Origin of the sequence: Streptomyces sp. G-G2, assembly GCF_030063135.1 — a bacterium.
Taxonomy (GTDB): Bacteria; Actinomycetota; Actinomycetes; order Streptomycetales; family Streptomycetaceae; genus Streptomyces.
In genome coordinates, this window is sequence record NZ_JASISO010000002.1 from 200,352 (window position 1) to 216,687 (window position 16,336).

At 72.3% G+C, this 16,336-nt stretch carries 12 protein-coding genes and 1 pseudogene; 7 read left to right on the forward strand and 6 right to left on the reverse strand.

Features of this window, described 5'->3' with window-relative positions:
* Positions 1–65: 65 nt before the first annotated feature.
* Entirely contained in the window at positions 66–527 is a 462-nt protein-coding gene (locus QMF80_RS02485) for a MarR family winged helix-turn-helix transcriptional regulator (RefSeq protein ID WP_283448999.1), read from the forward strand.
* A gap of 329 nt (positions 528–856) precedes the next feature.
* Positions 857–1,072, forward strand: a complete 216-nt coding sequence (locus QMF80_RS02490) for a DUF6243 family protein (protein WP_283449000.1) — start codon at positions 857–859, stop codon at positions 1,070–1,072.
* A 37-nt stretch (positions 1,073–1,109) separates the two neighbouring features.
* Here QMF80_RS02490 and QMF80_RS02495 read toward each other — a convergent pair whose 3' ends face one another.
* Together QMF80_RS02495 and QMF80_RS02500 are read right to left on the reverse strand one after the other, a co-directional pair.
* Complete coding sequence (locus QMF80_RS02495) at positions 1,110–2,078, reverse strand: cation diffusion facilitator family transporter (RefSeq protein WP_283449001.1); 969 nt, start codon at positions 2,076–2,078, stop codon at positions 1,110–1,112.
* A 27-nt stretch (positions 2,079–2,105) separates the two neighbouring features.
* A complete protein-coding gene (locus tag QMF80_RS02500) occupies positions 2,106–3,011 on the reverse strand; it encodes an acyl-CoA thioesterase (RefSeq protein WP_283449002.1) in 906 nt (301 codons plus the stop codon).
* A gap of 158 nt (positions 3,012–3,169) precedes the next feature.
* On the opposite strand from QMF80_RS02500, the pseudogene QMF80_RS02505 reads away from it, so the two are divergent.
* Positions 3,170–4,433 (forward strand): annotated as a pseudogene (locus tag QMF80_RS02505) (RNA-guided endonuclease InsQ/TnpB family protein).
* Here QMF80_RS02505 and QMF80_RS02510 read toward each other — a convergent pair.
* The 3 genes from QMF80_RS02510 to QMF80_RS02520 form a co-directional block, all read right to left on the reverse strand.
* Positions 4,408–5,565 carry an acyl-CoA dehydrogenase family protein gene (locus QMF80_RS02510; protein WP_283449003.1) on the reverse strand — a complete coding sequence of 386 codons (1,158 nt, stop codon included), beginning with the start codon at positions 5,563–5,565 and terminating at the stop codon, positions 4,408–4,410. The pseudogene QMF80_RS02505 and the gene QMF80_RS02510 overlap by 26 nt on opposite strands.
* 298 nt (positions 5,566–5,863) lie before the next feature.
* A complete protein-coding gene (locus QMF80_RS02515) occupies positions 5,864–6,379 on the reverse strand; it encodes a hypothetical protein (protein WP_283449004.1) in 516 nt (171 codons plus the stop codon).
* A gap of 101 nt (positions 6,380–6,480) precedes the next feature.
* Positions 6,481–8,070: a PucR family transcriptional regulator gene (locus tag QMF80_RS02520; protein ID WP_283449005.1), complete on the reverse strand. Its 1,590-nt coding sequence runs from the start codon at positions 8,068–8,070 to the stop codon at positions 6,481–6,483.
* 124 nt (positions 8,071–8,194) lie between these two features.
* Between QMF80_RS02520 and speB the strand changes: the two genes are divergently transcribed.
* On the forward strand, positions 8,195–9,160 hold the full coding sequence (gene speB, locus QMF80_RS02525; protein ID WP_283449006.1) for an agmatinase: 966 nt from the start codon (positions 8,195–8,197) through the stop codon (positions 9,158–9,160).
* 46 nt (positions 9,161–9,206) lie between these two features.
* On the forward strand, positions 9,207–10,895 hold the full coding sequence (locus tag QMF80_RS02530; protein WP_283449007.1) for a thiamine pyrophosphate-binding protein: 1,689 nt from the start codon (positions 9,207–9,209) through the stop codon (positions 10,893–10,895).
* On the opposite strand, the gene QMF80_RS02535 is transcribed toward QMF80_RS02530, so the two are convergent.
* Positions 10,864–11,319, reverse strand: coding sequence for an ATP-binding protein (locus QMF80_RS02535; protein ID WP_283449008.1), 456 nt, complete (start codon positions 11,317–11,319; stop codon positions 10,864–10,866). The genes QMF80_RS02530 and QMF80_RS02535 overlap by 32 nt on opposite strands.
* Positions 11,320–11,475: 156 nt before the next feature.
* Here QMF80_RS02535 and QMF80_RS02540 point away from each other — a divergent pair, with 156 nt between their 5' ends.
* Together QMF80_RS02540 and QMF80_RS02545 are read left to right on the forward strand one after the other, a co-directional pair.
* Positions 11,476–12,237, forward strand: a complete 762-nt coding sequence (locus tag QMF80_RS02540) for a GntR family transcriptional regulator (protein ID WP_283449009.1) — start codon at positions 11,476–11,478, stop codon at positions 12,235–12,237.
* A gap of 137 nt (positions 12,238–12,374) precedes the next feature.
* On the forward strand, positions 12,375–16,310 hold the full coding sequence (locus QMF80_RS02545; RefSeq protein WP_502962747.1) for an ABC transporter ATP-binding protein: 3,936 nt from the start codon (positions 12,375–12,377) through the stop codon (positions 16,308–16,310).
* Positions 16,311–16,336: the final 26 nt, after the last annotated feature.

Consider the following 16,336-nt stretch of genomic DNA (forward strand, 5'->3'; position numbering starts at 1 on the left):
GTTTGTGCGTGCACACACACATTATCTTTGTGTGCGTGTGCACGCAACCCGGGTATCCTTCCCCCATGGCGCACAACGAGCTGAGCATGGGCGGTCTCACCCCCCGCGACCACGCCTTCTACGGTCTGGTCTGGGCCGGGACCACCCTCACCGCACGGGTCGACCAGGCGCTCACGCGCCGCCACGACCTGCCGCTGTCCTGGTTCGAGGTCATGCTGTGGCTGAACGCCCAGCAGGAGCCGGTCGCCCCATCCGAGCTGGGCGCCCGCACCCTGCTCAGCCGCAGCCAGGTCTCCCGCGTCGCCGACTCCCTCCAGGCCCGCGGCCTGGTCGAGCGGGTCCCGTCCCCGACCGACGCGCGCTCGGTGCGGATCGCGCTGACCGAAGCGGGCCGCCGGGCCTTCGCCGAGGCCGACGCCACCCGCCGCGAGGCCCTGGCCGAGGCCTTCGACAACCGCCTCGACGACGCGGACATAGCCGCGCTGGAGTCGATCTGGGCCAAACTCAAGGCTCGCCCGGCCTCCTGACAGGTCCACGCCCGCGTCGCTCGTGTCCTCGCACGGATGAGAGGCCGCAAGGTCCTCCGCGACAGCCGGCCGAAGGGCGACGGCGTCCACCGGTCTGCTCGTCCGGAAACGGCTGACTCCCGGCGCTCGCCGCGGCCGGGCCGACGCCGGGGCGGGTGAAAGCTTGGTGTGCGGGGCCGACGGAACCGGGTAACGTCTTTGTCATGTTCTTCCAGAGGCCGATTTACGAGTGAGGGCGTGACAGGCCCCTGCTGACGTCCCTCGACGTCGCCGCGCCCGTCCCCCACCGATGAATCCGTAGATCACTTCACATCATTCCGGGAGAACCCATGACCGTGAGCAAGAACATCAACAACCCCGTGGGCATGGGCGGCGGCCAGCGCAAGAGGCTGTCCCGCGCCGAACGGCAGAACAACGGTCCGCACCGCAACCTCGACCGCCAGGGCGCCGCCGACCAGAAGGCGGAGCTGGTGCGCAAGATGCGCGAGAAGGCGGGCGAAGCCGAGGACGCCGACCAGACGGGCGACGACACCGCGCAGAGCTGACGCACCGCCGCCGCAGGGCCGGCCGGGGCGGGCGGGCTCACCCGGGCGGCGGGGTGGCCGTCGGGGCCGTGGTCGGCGGCGCGGTCGGTGTCGGCGTCGGGTCCAGGTACACCCGGCGGATCGCGGGCCAGCGCTCCCGCAGCTGCGCCTCCGCGTCCTCGCAGGCCGCCTCCACCTGCCGGGCCGACGCCAGGTCGTGGAAGTCGACCTTCGCCGCGATCAGTACCTCGTCCGGGCCCTGCACCAGCGTGGTGAGTTCCAGGACCGCCTCGATGTGCGGCACGGACAGCAGCTCCTCCCGGACCTCCGCCCGGGTGGCCGCGGACAGCGGGCGCCCGATCAGGTACCGCGCGTTCGAGCGCCCCAGCTCCCACGCCACCGCCACCAGGAGCGCCCCGATCAGCAGCGACGCGATCCCGTCGTACGCCCCGGACCCGGTCAGCTGCCCGCCCAGCAGGCCCCCGGCCGCGAGGACGAGCCCGATCAGCGCGGCCACGTTCTCCAGCAGGACCGCCTTCACCGCCGTGTCCGGGGTGTGCTTCACGTACAGCCCCAGCGGCGCCCGCATCCGGGCCGCCTCGCCCTTCATCTGGCGCCAGGCGACCAGCAGCGAGTACCCCTCCAGGACGAAGGCGACCCCGAGGATGACGTACGAGAGGGCCGGGTTCCCCAGGTCCTCCCCGTGCACCAGCGTGTGGATCCCGTCGTACACCGCGAACACCGCGCCGCCGACGAAGGTCGCGATGGAGGCCAGCAGCGCCCAGATGTAGCGCTCCGGCCCGTACCCCAGCGGATGCGCCTCGTCCGCGGGCTTCGCGCTGCGCTTCAGCGAGGCCAGCAGCAGGACCTCGGTCACCGTGTCGGCCACCGAGTGCGCGGCCTCCGACAGCATCGCGCTGGATCCGCTGACGATCCCGCCGACCGCTTTCGCCGCCGCGATCCCCAGGTTGGTGACCACCGCGACCACGACCGTGCCGACGCTCTCGGCGTCTCCGCTGCTGGACATGAGCAGACCGTACGACGGCTGCCCCGGCTACGCGCGCGGAACGCGCACCACGCCCTCCTGGATGACGGTGATGGCGAGTCGCCCGTCCTGGGTCCAGATCCTGGCCTGTCCGAGGCCCCGGCCCGCGGCCGACGAGGGCGACTCCTGGTCGTACAGCAGCCACTCGTCCGCGCGGAACGGCCGGTGGAACCACATCGCGTGGTCCAGCGAAGCCCCCACGACGTCGCCGACCGCCCAGCCGCCCCGCCCGTGGGCGAGCAGCACCGAGTCGAGCAGGGTCATGTCGGAGACGTAGGTGGCCAGGCAGGTGTGCAGCAAGGGGGTCCCCCCGGCGAAGCCAGGGTGTGGGTCGGCGCTGTCCAGCTTGCCCGCCGTACGGAACCACACCTGTGAGCGCGGCTCGACCGGCTCGCCGACGCTGCCCCACGGCGGGGTCGTCGCGTACCGCAGGTCCACCGCGCCCCGCGCCTCGATCAGCCGCTCCACCGTGCCCGGGTCGCGGAAGACGTCCCGGTAGAGGGGGAGGGACTCGGCGGCCGTCGGCAGGGTCTCCGGATCGGGCGCGTCCGGCATGACGGCCTGGTGGTCGAGGCCGTCCTCCGCCGTCTGGAAGGACGCGGAGAGATGGAAGATCGGCTGCCCGTGCTGGACGGCGACGACCCGGCGCGTGGTGAAGGAGCGCCCGTCGCGGATCCGGTCGACGGAGTACACGATCGGCGCGCCGGGGTCACCGGCGCGCAGGAAGTACGAGTGCAGCGAGTGCGCCGTACGGTCTTCGGGCACCGTGCGGCCCGCCGCGACCAGCGCCTGGGCCGCGACCTGACCGCCGAACACCCGCGGTACCAGCGCCGAACGGCTGGTACCGCGGAAGATGTTCTCCTCGATCTGCTCCAGGTCGAGCAGGTCCAGGAGAGTCTTCAGTGCCTCGTTCATGATGGGTAAGGATCCCTCTAGTGGTCTCGCGTGAAAGCCCCGGCCTTCAGACCGGGGATGAAACACGTCTCCGGGCGGCTATGACCCGCGGCCGCACGTCTGCCACGCTTGTGCTCATTCTCCGGATTTGTGAGGCCAGCCCTAGTACCGTCATGCGCGTGCAGTTGCGCTACAACTATCGCGTGTATCCCAATGCTTCGCAGTGCCGTGCGCTTGCGAGTGCGTTCGGGTGCGCGCGTGGTGTGGAACGACTGCCTGCGCGACCGGAAGGAAGCGCACGAGGCTGGGCTGCCGTACGTGAAGTCGGCCGACTTGTCTCGGGTTCGCATCACCCGCGCTAAGCGCACCGAAGAACGCGCCTGGCTTGCTGACGTTTCGGCGGTTGTGCTGCAGCAGTCGCTGCGGGACCTGGATGCCGCCTTCAAGAACTTCTTCGACTCGGTCCGGGGCAAACGCAAAGGCCCGAAGGTCGCACCGCCGCGCTTCAAGTCGAAGAAGGACATTCGGCAGTCCATCCGCTTGAACGCCAACGCCTTCTCGCTCCAGGCGAACGGCGCCGTGTATGTGGCCAAGGTGGGCGACCTGAAGGTGAAGTGGTCGAGGCCTCTGCCAGCCGCGCCCACGTCCCTGACCGTCATCAAGGACGTGGCGGGCCGGTATTTCGCGAGCTTTGTCGTGGACACCGACACCGAGCGCCTGGCCGAGGCCGACACCGAGGTGGGCATCGACCTGGGCCTGTCCACGTTCGCGGTCCTCTCCGACGGTACGAAGATCTCCGCCCCAAGGTTTCTGTGACGGGCCGAGAAGAAGCTCAAGCGGTTGCAGAGGAACCTGAGCCGTAAGGTGAAGGGCTCGAAGAACCGGGCCAAGGCCCGCATCAAGGTTGCTCGGCAGCACGCCCGTGTGGCGGACCGTCGTCGGGACTGGCACCACAAGACGTCCACACAGATCATCCGCGACAACCAAGCGGTGTACGTGGAAGACCTTGCGGTGTCCGGCCTCGCACGTACCCGCCTGGCCAAGTCCATCTATGACGCTGGATGGTCGGCTTTCGTGAACATGCTGGAGTACAAGGCGGTCAAGCACGGCCGGCACTTCGGGAAGATCGGCCGCTTCGAGCCGATATCCCAGGTCTGCTCCGCGTGCGGAGTCAAGGACGGCCCCAAACCCCTGCAAGTCCGCCAGTGGACGTGCAGGGCGTGTGGGGCGGTCCATGACCGTGACGAGAACGCCTCCAAGAACATCCTGGCCGCCGGACGGGCGGACAGGCTAAACGCCTCGCAGAGCGCAGGTAAGACCAGGGCGAGAGTCCCGGCACAGCGCGTTGAAGCAGGAAGTCACCTAGACGGCCACCCGGCCGTGGTGGGAATCCCGGGCCTTCAGGCCGTGGAGCGCGTCAAAGGCCCATCGACTTGGCGATGATGGACTTCATGACCTCGCTGGTGCCGCCGTAGATGCGGTTCACGCGGTTGTCGGCGTACAGGCGGGCGATCGGGTACTCGTTCATGTAGCCGTAGCCGCCGTGCAGCTGGAGGCACTTGTCGATCACGCGGTGCGCGACCTCGGTGCAGAACAGCTTCGCGGACGCGGCCTCGGCGGCGGTCAGCTCACCGGCGTCCAGGGCCTCCAGCGCGCGGTCGGAGACGGCCTCGGCGGCGTCCACCTCGGCCTGGCAGGAGGCCAGTTCGAACTTGGTGTTCTGGAAGTGCGCGACCGGCTTGCCGAAGACGGTGCGGTCCGTCACGTACTGCTGGGCGAACCGGACGGCGGCCTTGGCCTGGGCGTACGCGCCGAAGGCGATGCCCCAGCGCTCGGACGGCAGGTTCGCGCCGAGGTAGTAGAAGCCCTTGTTCTCCTCGCCCATCAGGTCCTCGACCGGGACCTTCACGTCGACGAACGCCAGCTCGGCGGTGTCGGAGGTGCGCAGGCCGAGCTTGTCGAGCTTGCGGCCGATCGAGTAGCCCTCGGACTTGGTGTCCACGGCGAAGAGGGAGATGCCGAAGCGGCGGTCGTCCTCGCGCGGGGCGGAGGTGCGGGCGCAGACGATCACCCGGTCGGCGTGCACGCCACCGGTGATGAAGGTCTTGGAGCCGTTGAGGACGTAGTGCGTGCCGTCCTCGGAGAGCTTCGCGGTGGTCTTCATGCCCGCGACGTCGGAGCCGGTGCCCGGCTCGGTCATCGCGAGGGCCCACATCTCCTCGCCGGTGACGAACTTCGGCAGGTAGCGCTTCTTCTGCTCGTCGGTGGAGAGCATCTTGATGTAGGGGAGGGCGAGCAGCACGTGGACGCCCGAGCCGCCGAAGTTGACGCCCGCGCGCGAGGTCTCCTCGTAGAGGACGGCCTCGAACTTGTGGGTGTCCAGGCCCGCGCCGCCGAACTCCTCGGGCACGTTGATGCCGAAGACGCCCAGCTCGCCGAGCTTGTAGTAGAAGTCGCGGGGCGCCTGGCCGGCCTGGAACCACTCGTCGTAGACGGGGACGACCTCGGCCTCGATGAAGGCGCGGATGGTCTCGCGGAAGGCTTCGTGGTCCTCGTTGAAAACGGTACGGCGCACGGCCGACACTCCCTTTTGCGGCTAAACCGCCGCCGCTCTCGCGGAGGTGGTCGCGCGCCGTCGTGGTTGCTCAAGCTATGGCTTAGGTCTAAGCGCTTGCTCATAATAAGTTACTGGCGGGTTGTGTGCTGTGTCCAGAGTGAGGTCCGGCACGCCCGTACTTCCTCGTGCCAAACACGCCCTAGGAGACTGCTGAAGATCTTGCTCGGGGCGCCCGAGTCACCCCGATTCACCGGTAAATGTCGATCGGGGCAACCTGGTGCAAGCCGGGCGCGTTTCCAAGATCTTCAGGACACTCCTAGAAGCCGGTGCAGACCGCCGAGGCGAAGGGACCCATGGCGCTGGCCGTGACGGGCGGGCGGTCGTCCACCGTCACCGAGCAGGTGGCGGCGCCGCCCCGCGCGCCCAGGGTGACGACGAGGGAGCCGCCCTTGGTGAACCCCTTCGTGGCGATCTCCTTCGTCCACGGCAGGGCCTGGTCGCCGACCTGGCTCGTGGCCGCGTTCCCGTCGTGCCAGGTCGAATAGGTGATGGTCACGCCGGTGGCCCTGCCGGTCGCGGCGTAGGTGACCCGGGCGGGCCGCCCGGCGTCCTCGGACACCTGGTGGACGAGGACGGTGAAGAGGACCGCGCAGCCGCCGAGCAGCAGCAGGAGCAGCCCGAGCAGCACCCACGGCCAGCGGCGGCGCCCGCGCGGCGGGGGCGAACCCTGCGGCGGGCTGCCGGGGGGCGGGCGGCCGGGGGGTGGGCCCCGGGGCGGGCGCGGGCCCCATCCCCGCGGCCCGGGCGGGCCGTCCGTTCGGCGGCTGCTCATGTCACAAGGGTGGCCCCGGGCGTCCCGCTTGTCGTCCCGTCGCGGTGCCCGTCATGTCCGTCGTGCCCGTCGTGATGCCTGTCGTCCGCGGCGGCCCCGCGTCAGCCGCCGTCCGCCGCCCCCGCGTGCCGGAGCGCGAACCACAGCTCCATCCGGGTGTCCGGGTCGTCCAGGTCGGCCGCCAGCAGGACCGCGCAGCGGGCGATGCGCTGGCGGACGGTGTTGCGGTGGACCCCGAGGGCGGCCGCACTGCGGTCCCAGCTGCCGTGGTGGGCCAGCCAGACGCGCAGCGTGTCGGCGTGGGCCGGGTTCAGCGGGGCGAGCAGGGCCCCGGCGTACGCGCGGGCCTCCGCCGGGTCGAGCAGCCCGCCCATGCCGCCCGCCGTGTGCCGGGCCAGCGGTACGCGGGCCGCCTCGGCGCGCTCCAGGGCCCGCCGGGCCTGCGCTCCGGCGGTCCGCAGCTCCGCGGGTCCGGCGGGCGCCCCGACCCCGAGCCGCCAGCCGGGCTGGGGGGCCGGATCCCGGCCGGTGAGCAGGCGTACTCCGTCCGCGCGCGAATCCAGCAGTACGGTGCCCAGCGCGGCCGCCAGGGCCCGCGGGTCTCCGGCGCCGCGGGCGTGGACGGCGTACCAGGGCCCCGGACCCAGGGCCTCGCCCGGATCCCCGCCGAGCAGCAGCCGGGTCAGGGCGGCGGCCTCGTCCCCGCCGGGCCGGTGGGCGGTGAGCAGGGTCAGCAGCACGGCTGCCATGGAGGCAACGGTGTGGTCTCCGGGGGCGCGGACCGGGGTGGCGGTCCCCAGCGCCCGCGCGGGCCCGTACCCGCCGGGCCCCGGCGTGCCCTCCGGACCCGCGCCGGCCTCGGCGGGCGCCGGCATCGGGGTGGTCGGGGTGGTCGGGGCGAGGGTCGCGGCGGCGGTCGAGGTGCGCGGGGCGCCGCCCGCACCAGCCGCGGGGGAGGCCGCCGGGGAGGCCGATGGCTCCGGGTGGCGGTTCAGCGCGTAGGCCGCGAGGTGCCACCCCCCGGCCTCGGCGGTGGCCGTGATCGGGCCCCCGGCGCGGCCGACGCGGCCCAGGAGCGAGGCCAGCGCCCCGGCGGCCGGCGCGGGCAGCGCCCCGCCCGCCGAGCGGCCGTCCGGGGCCAGCTCGACCCGGCCGCCCAGGCTCGCCGCGAGACGGCGCAGCACCGCCGGGACCGGGTCCGGGCGGGCCGCCGCGGCCGCCAGGGACTGCTGGGCCTCGGTGACCCGGCGCAGCTCCCGCGTACGGGCCTCCGCCATCAGCCGCCACACCGTACGGGCGACCGCGCTGAAAGGAGTGCCGGGCGGAATTTCCAGCAGCGGGAGACCGGCGCGGTCGCAGGCCTCGGCCAGCCCGGGCGGCACCCTCTCGTGCACGGGGGCCACCCCGAAGCCGAGCGCCGCGACACCGGCCCCGGCGAGCCGGGCGACGTACTCCCCGGCATCACCCGGCGCAGCGCCCGCGGTCAGCAGCAGCTCGCCGCCCAGCAGGTACGGGGACGGGTCCGCCATCTCGGAGGCGTGCACGCCGTGCACGTCCGCCTCGGCGGGGCCCGCCAGGTGGCGCAGCCCCAGATCCCGGTCGCGGAGCAGCGCGGACAGCAGGACCGGCGGCGTGGGCGGCGGAGCCGGTGACGGGGCGGATGGCGGGGCAGGTGACGGGGCCGACTCCATGGATACTCCGTACACATTGGTGGCACTGGGTGTAGGAAACGTACACTTCGCGCCTCGCCGGTGTCCGTTTACGCTCGAAGCACCGCACCCGCAGGACCCAGGACCACCAGAAGGGCACCCCCTCATGAGCACGCAGCCGCGCGGACCCGTCGACTCCTCCCGCATCCCGCGCTACGCGGGCCCCGCGACCTTCGCCCGGCTGCCCCGCCTCGACGAGGTCGGCACCGCCGACGTCGCCGTGGTCGGCGTGCCCTTCGACTCCGGCGTCTCCTACCGCCCCGGCGCCCGCTTCGGCGGCAACGCCATCCGCGAGGCCTCCCGCCTGCTGCGTCCGTACAACCCGGCGCAGGACGCCTCCCCCTTCGCCCTCGCGCAGGTCGCGGACGCCGGTGACATCGCGGTGAACCCCTTCAACATCAACGAGGCCGTCGACCAGGTCGAGGCCGCGGCCGACGCGCTGCTCGGGGCGGGTTCCCGCCTGATGACCCTCGGCGGCGACCACACCATCGCCCTGCCGCTGCTGCGCTCGGTGGCGAAGAAGCACGGCCCGGTGGCGCTGCTGCACTTCGACGCGCACCTCGACACCTGGGACACGTACTTCGGCGCCGAGTACACGCACGGCACCCCGTTCCGCCGGGCCGTCGAGGAGGGCATCCTCGACACCGAGGCGCTCTCGCACGTCGGAACCCGCGGTCCGCTCTACGGCAAGCAGGACCTGGACGACGACGCCAAGATGGGCTTCGGCATCGTCACCTCGGCGGACGTCTACCGGCGCGGCGCCGACGAGGTCGCGGACCAGCTGCGCCAGCGCATCGGCGACCGTCCGCTCTACATCTCCATCGACATCGACGTCCTGGACCCGGCGCACGCCCCCGGCACCGGCACCCCCGAGGCGGGCGGCATGACCTCCCGCGAGCTGCTGGAGATCATCCGCGGCCTCTCGTCCTGCAACCTGGTTTCGGCCGACGTGGTCGAGGTGGCCCCGGCGTACGATCACGCGGAGATCACCTCGGTCGCGGCCTCGCACACCGCGTACGAGCTGACCACGATCATGAGCCGTCAGATCGCCGCCGCCAAGCAGGGTCGATGAGCACAGCGCCGCGGCGAAGGCGAACCCGAAGGGTGAGTAAGCACACGTGACGCACGACCACGACCTGGTACTCCGTCCCACCGCCGCCCAGACGGCGGCCGCCCTGGCCCCGCCGCCGGGACGCACGGGCGGGGACCTGGTCGTGGAAACGCTGCGCTCGCTCGGCGCCACCACCGTCTTCGGCCTGCCCGGGCAGCACGCGCTCGCCGTCTTCGACGCCGTCGGGCGCTGTGACCTGCGGCTGATCGGGCTCCGGGTCGAGAACAACGCGGGGTTCGCCGCCGACGCGTACGGCCGTCTCACGGGCGAGGCCGTGCCGCTCCTGCTGTCCACCGGGCCGGGCGCGCTGACCGCCCTGCCCGCCCTCGCGGAGGCCGCCGCCGCCTCCGCGCCGGTCCTCGCGATCTCCTCGCAGGTCCCGAGCGCGGGCCTGGGCGGCGGGCGGCGCGGCCACCTGCACGAACTGCGGGACCAGGCGGCGTCCTTCCGGGACGTGGTCAAGTCCGTGCACATCGCCCGGACGCCGTCCCAGATCCCCTCGGTGGTCGCCGAGGCCTGGGAATCGGCGCTGACCGCGCCGCACGGCCCGGTGTGGGTGGAGATTCCGGAGGACGTACTGCGCGCCGACACCCTGATCCCCGAGGTCACCGGCATGGACGCGACACCGCACGAGCTGGCCCCGCGCCCCGAGCTGACGGCGCTCGCCGCGCACTGGCTGGAGAACGCCGAACGCCCGGTGATCATCGCGGGCGGCGGAGTGATCCGTTCGGACGCCTCGAAGAAGCTGCGCGAGCTGGCCGAACGGCTGAACGCCCCGGTCGTCACCACCTTCGGCGGCAAGGGCGCCTTCCCCTGGACCCACCCGCTGTCCCTCCAGTCCTGGCTGGAGGACCGTCACATGACGGACTTCCTGGAGGACGCCGACGTCCTGCTCGTCGTGGGTTCGGGCCTGGGGGAACTCTCCTCGAACTACCACACGTTCTTCCCCGGGGGACGGGTCGTCCAGATCGAGGCCGACCTCGGGAAGCTGGAGTCCAACCACGCGGGCCTCGGCATCCACGCCGACGCGCGCCTTGCCCTCCAGGCGCTCCTGGAGACGGTGTCCGAGCGCCCGGACCCGGGCGCGCCCGAGCGCGTCCGTTCGGTCCTGGCCGCCGTCGCGGAGCGGCTGTCCACCCAGGACGTGACCCTGGAGCAGTCCCTGCTGACCTCCATCAGGTCGGCCCTGCCCCCGCGCTCGCCGTCCTTCTGGGACATGACGATCCTGTCCTACTGGGCCTGGTCCGCCTTCGACGCGAAGCACCCGAACACGATGCACTCGGCGCAGGGCGCGGGCGGCCTCGGCTACGCCTTCCCGGCGGCCCTGGGGGCCTGCGTCGCCGAACCGGACACGCCGGTCCTGGCCGTCTCGGGCGACGGCGGTGCGATGTACTCCCTGGCGGAACTGGCCACGGCTCGCCAGTACGACCTGGACGTGACCTGGCTGATCGTGGACGACGGGGGCTACGGCATCCTGCGCGCGTACATGACGGACGCCTTCGGCGGCCGCACCACGGGCACGGACCTCACCCGCCCCGACTTCGTCGCCCTGGCGCGGTCCTTCGGCGTCCCGGCGTCCACCACCACCCCGGACACCCTGCGCGAGGATCTGAAGAAGTCCCTCGCCACCCCGGGCCCGTCGGTCCTGGTCCTCCCGGCCACCCTCACGATGTTCGCCCCGACCCACCTGGCTTGACGGAGCCGCCCGAGGACCGCTCGGCGACCTCGGCCCATACGGCCTTGCCGCCCCCGGCGCCCCGCGGGCACTGGCCCCAGCGCACGGCGAGCGCGGCAATGATGGCGAGCCCCCGGCCGCGTTCGTCCTGTGCATCGGCCGCGCGCGGGGCCAGCGGGGCGGGGGGACCGGCGTCGGACACCTCCACCCGCACGAGGCCGTCGTACCGGGCGAGCCGGACCCCGATGTCCCGGCCGTGCGGGGCCCGGGCGTGGCGCACGGCATTGGTGACCAGCTCGGAGAGCAGCAGCTCCGCCGTGTCCGTGGGGTCCGTACCGATGTCCCACTCGGTGAACTGGCCGCGCAGCAGGGCGCGCGCCCGTCCGGGGGCACGGGGGCCGCGCGGAACGACGTGGAAAACCTCGGTGTGCTGAGGCAGGGGCATGGCGACACCTCTCTAGAGATAGTGGAAGTGAAGCGCCTTGACATCAGAGGGTCAAGGTTTCTCTAGAGAGGTACAGAGGTTCGCACCGGAGGAACGTGCCGTCTCTTCGTGCCCGGGGGGTGCCTAGGATGACTGGAGATGATCAGGGAGGACCGCATGCCACACGACGGCGCCGTACGACAGCCCAAGTACAAGCGCATCGCCGCCGCCCTGAGGGACGCCATCGCGTCGGGCGAGTACGGCCCCGGGGACCGCCTGCCGGGGGAGAACGACCTGATGGCCGCCTACAGCGTCGCCCGAATGACCGCGCGGCAGGCGCTCGGCGTGCTCCAGGCCGAGGGACTCACCGAGGCGCGCAAGGGCGCCGGAGTCTTCGTGCGGCGGTTCCGGCTCATCCGACGGCGAGGGATCCAGCGGTTGGCCTTCGGGGTGTGGGCTGACGGGCATTCCATCTGGGAGGCGGACTCGGAGGACCGGGAACCGGTGGTCGAGTTCCTCAGTGTCTCGGAGGAGCCGGTGCCAGCCGCCCTGGGTGCCGTACTCGGGCTGACCGAAGGCACACCGGCCTGCGTCCGCCGCCGCAGGTTCCTGCTGGACAACAAGCCGGTGCTGCTCGCGACCTCCTACCTCGACGCCGCCCTCGTGGCCGGGACCCCCATCACCGAACCGGACTCCGGTCCCGGCGGGATCTACGCCCGGCTCGCGGAACTCGGCCACCGGCCGGTCCGCTTCCGCGAGGAGATCCGCTCGCGGATGCCCACTTCGGACGAGGCCGACCGCCTCGGTCTCGCGGCCGGGACTCCCGTGGTCCTGATCTGCCGGACGGCGTACGCCGGTGACGGCCGGGTGGTCGAGGTGAACGAGATGGTCCTCGACTCCGCGTCGTACGTCTTGGAGTACGAGTTCGACGCCTCGTAGCAGGGCCGTGGACCTCGCCCCCGGCGGCGCCTCACACGCCGGCGGGGCTGGTTCTGCCGCCCGTCGGGACGACGCCCCCGGACAGCTCCAGCCGACAGGCGACCCGGCGCGTCACCCGGTGCGATTGTTACGGCGGGATGAAATCCGCCGGTCCGGGCGTTGGGTCTTCCGGCAGGACTGGACGGACGGGGAGGCACCACGTGGCGGCGGCAGCGGAGAAACAGGGCGGCTGGGGCAGGCGGCTGACCGCCTACACCTGGCGTTACAAGGTCAATGTGCTGCTCGCCCTCGGGTCCTCGCTGGCCGGGATGGCCGTCATGGCCCTCGTGCCGCTGGTCACCAAGGTGATCCTCGACGACGTCATCGGGGACAAGAGCAAGTCCATGGGCCCCTGGGCCGGGATGCTCATAGGTGCCGCGCTGCTCGTGTACGTGCTGACCTACATACGCCGCTACTACGGCGGGCGCCTCGCCCTCGACGTGCAGCACGACCTGCGCACCGACATGTTCGCCACCATCGCCCGGCTCGACGGGCGGCGCCAGAGCGAGCTGTCCACCGGACAGGTCATCGGCCGGGCCACCAGTGACCTGCAGCTCATCCAGGGCCTCCTGTTCATGCTCCCCATGACCATCGGGAACTTCCTGCTCTTCGGGATATCCCTGGCGATCATGCTCTGGCTGTCCCCGCTGCTGACCCTGGTCGCGGTGCTCATGGCACCCGCCCTCTGGTTCATAGCCAAGCGCAGCCGCAAGAAGCTCTTCCCCGCCACCTGGTACGCCCAGGGCCAGGCCGCCGCCGTCGCCACCGTGGTCGACGGCGCCGTGACCGGCGTACGCGTCGTGAAGGGCTTCGGCCAGGAGGAGCAGGAGACCGGCAAGCTCCGCGAGGCCGGGCGGCGCCTCTTCGCCGGGCGGATGCGCACCATCCGGCTGAACTCCCGCTACACCCCCGCCCTGCAGGCCGTACCCGCCCTCGGGCAGGTCGCGATGCTCGCCCTCGGCGGCTGGATGGCCACCAAGGGGCAGGTCACCCTCGGCACGTTCGTGGCGTTCTCCACCTACCTCGCCCAGCTCGTCGGCCCGGTCCGGATGCTCGCCATGGTGCTGACCGTCGGCCAGCAGGCCCGCGCGGGCGTCGAGCGCGTACTGGAACTCATCGACACCGAACCCGTCATCGCCGAAGGCAGCCATGTGCTCCCCGCCGACGCGGCAGCGACCGTCGAGTTCGACGACGTCGTGTTCGGCTACGACCCCGAGCGGCCCGTCCTCGACGGGTTCTCGCTCTCCGTCGCCGCCGGGGAGACCGTCGCCGTCGTCGGCGCCTCCGGCAGCGGCAAGTCCACCGTCTCGCTGCTCCTGCCCCGCTTCTACGACGCCGACCGCGGCGCCGTCCGGGTCGGCGGCCACGACGTCCGCGAGCTGACCTACGACTCGCTGCGCGGCGCGATCGGACTGGTCCCGGAGGACTCGTTCCTCTTCTCCGACACCATCCGGTCCAACATCGCCTACGGGAACCCCGGCGCCACCGACGAACAGGTCGAGGCAGCCGCCCGCGCCGCCCAGGCCGACGGGTTCATCAGGGACCTGCCCGCCGGGTACGACACCAAGGTCGGCGAACAGGGCCTCACCCTCTCCGGCGGCCAGCGCCAGCGCGTCGCGCTCGCCCGCGCCATCCTCACCGACCCCCGGCTGCTGCTCCTCGACGACGCGACCTCCGCCGTCGACGCCCGCGTCGAGCACGAGATCCACGAGGCCCTGCGCTCGGTCATGGCGGGCCGCACCACCCTGCTGATCGCGCACCGCCGCTCCACGCTCGCGCTGGCCGACCGGATCGCCGTGCTCGACCAGGGGCGGCTCTCCGACATCGGCACCCACGAGGAACTGGAGCGCAGGTCGCCGCTCTACCGCCGGCTGCTCACCGATCCCGAGGCACTCGCCGCCGGATCGCCCCGGACCTCGGGGACCGACCCCGCCACCGCGCCCCTCCCGGGCCTCTCCCGCTCCCTCGACCGAGAGCTGGAACGCGACCTCGAACGCGATCTGGAGCGGGACCTCGAACTCGAAGCCGAGATCGACTCCGAGCAGGTCAGCGCCAAGCGAAGGGTCTCCGACGGGGTCACCCCCGAGCTGTGGCGCCGCCAGGAGGAGGCGGACGGCGTCAAGGGCCCCGCCGCCGCGAGCGGCGCGCCCGGGGCCGGTCACTCGATGGCCGGAGCCGTCGCCGGGATGCCCGCCACCCCCGAACTCCTCGCCCAGGTCGCCGCGCTGCCCCCCGCGAACGACACCCCCGACGTGGACGAGACCCGCGCCGCGGGCGCCGAGAACAGCTACGGGCTGCGCCACCTGCTGCGCGGCTTCTGGGCCCCGCTCGCCATCAGCCTCGCCCTGGTCGCGCTGGACGCGGGCGCCGGTCTGCTGCTGCCCATCCTGATCCGGCACGGCATCGACCAGGGCGTCGAGCGGCTCGCCCTCGGCGCCGTCTGGGTGGCCGCGGGCCTGGCGCTGGCCGTGGTCCTCACCCAGTGGGCCGCGCAGTTCGCCGAGACCCGGATGACCGGCAAGACCGGCGAGCGCGTGCTCTACGCCCTCCGCGTCAAGATCTTCGCGCAGCTCCAGCGCCTCGGCCTGGACTACTACGAGCGCGAGCTGACCGGCAAGATCATGACCCGGATGACCACGGACGTGGACGCCCTGTCCAGCTTCCTCCAGACGGGCCTGGTCACCGCCGTCGTCTCCGTCTTCACCTTCCTCGGCATCCTCGTCGCCCTCCTCGTCCTCGATGTCGAGCTGGCCCTGATCGTCTTCGCGACCCTGCCGCTGCTGGTGATCGGGACGGTGGTCTTCCGCCGCAGGTCCGTGGCGGCGTACGAGCTGGCCCGCGACCGGGTCGGCCTGGTCAACGCCGACCTCCAGGAGTCGGTGGCCGGGCTGCGCATCGTGCAGGCCTTCCGCCGCGAGCGGGTCGGCGCCGCCCGGTTCGCCGAGCGCAGCGACTCCTACCGGCAGGCCCGGGTCCGTGGCCAGTGGCTGATATCGGTCTACTTCCCCTTCGTCCAGCTGCTGTCCTCGACCGCCGCGGCCGCCGTGCTGATCGTCGGCGCGGGCCGGGTCGAGGCGGGCACGCTGACCACCGGCGCGCTGGTCGCGTACCTGCTCTACATCGACCTGTTCTTCGCCCCCGTCCAGCAGCTCTCCCAGGTCTTCGACGGCTACCAGCAGGCCACGGTCTCGCTCGGCCGGATCCAGGGGCTGCTGCGCGAGCCGACCACCACCCCCCTGCCCGCCGAGCCGCGCGAGGTGCCCGCCCTGCGCGGGGAGATCGCCTTCGAGGACGTCCGGTTCCAGTACGGGACGGCCGAGGAGCGGGGCGCCAAGGGGGACGCCCTGGGCGGCATCAGCCTGCGGATACCCGCCGGGCAGACCGTCGCCTTCGTGGGCGAGACCGGGGCGGGCAAGTCCACCCTGGTCAAGCTGGTCGCCCGGTTCTACGACCCCACCTCGGGCCGGGTCACCGCCGACGGCGCCGACCTGCGCGACCTCGACCTCACGGAGTACCGCCACCGGCTCGGGGTGGTCCCCCAGGAGTCGTACCTCTTCCCGGGTACCGTCCGTGACGCCATCGCCTACGGGCGTCCCGGCGCGAGCGACGCCGAGGTGGAGGCGGCCGCCCGCGCCGTCGGGGCGCACGAGATGATCGCGACCCTGGACGGCGGGTACCTGCACACCGTCGCCGAGCGCGGCCGCAACCTCTCCGCGGGCCAGCGCCAGCTGATCGCACTCGCCCGCGCGGAACTCGTCGACCCGGACATCCTGCTGCTCGACGAGGCCACGGCCGCCCTGGACCTGGCCACCGAGGGCCTGGTCAACCAGGCCACCGACCGGCTCGCGGGCAAGCGCACCACCCTGGTGGTGGCCCACCGGCTGACCACCGCGGCCCGCGCCGACCGGGTCGTGGTGATGGACCGGGGCCAGGTCGTGGAGGACGGGACGCACGCCGAACTCCTGGCCCGCGACGGCCGCTACGCCCGGCTGTGGCGGATCTTCATCGGTGAGGACGAGCACGCCGCGGCCTGAACCCTGGCGGACTCCTCACCGGCCCC

What these genes read in the sequence shown, in the direction of transcription:
- QMF80_RS02485 (WP_283448999.1), top strand. Translation starts at nt 66, where the DNA reads ATGGCGCACAACGAGCTGAGCATGGGCGGTCTCACCCCCCGCGACCAC.
- QMF80_RS02490 (WP_283449000.1), top strand. Translation starts at nt 857, where the DNA reads ATGACCGTGAGCAAGAACATCAACAACCCCGTGGGCATGGGCGGCGGC.
- QMF80_RS02495 (WP_283449001.1), bottom strand. Translation starts at nt 2,078, where the DNA reads ATGTCCAGCAGCGGAGACGCCGAGAGCGTCGGCACGGTCGTGGTCGCG.
- QMF80_RS02500 (WP_283449002.1), bottom strand. Translation starts at nt 3,011, where the DNA reads ATGAACGAGGCACTGAAGACTCTCCTGGACCTGCTCGACCTGGAGCAG.
- QMF80_RS02515 (WP_283449004.1), bottom strand. Translation starts at nt 6,379, where the DNA reads ATGAGCAGCCGCCGAACGGACGGCCCGCCCGGGCCGCGGGGATGGGGC.
- QMF80_RS02520 (WP_283449005.1), bottom strand. Translation starts at nt 8,070, where the DNA reads ATGGAGTCGGCCCCGTCACCTGCCCCGCCATCCGCCCCGTCACCGGCT.
- speB (WP_283449006.1), top strand. Translation starts at nt 8,195, where the DNA reads ATGAGCACGCAGCCGCGCGGACCCGTCGACTCCTCCCGCATCCCGCGC.
- QMF80_RS02535 (WP_283449008.1), bottom strand. Translation starts at nt 11,319, where the DNA reads ATGCCCCTGCCTCAGCACACCGAGGTTTTCCACGTCGTTCCGCGCGGC.
- QMF80_RS02540 (WP_283449009.1), top strand. Translation starts at nt 11,476, where the DNA reads ATGCCACACGACGGCGCCGTACGACAGCCCAAGTACAAGCGCATCGCC.
- QMF80_RS02545 (WP_502962747.1), top strand. Translation starts at nt 12,375, where the DNA reads ATGAAATCCGCCGGTCCGGGCGTTGGGTCTTCCGGCAGGACTGGACGG.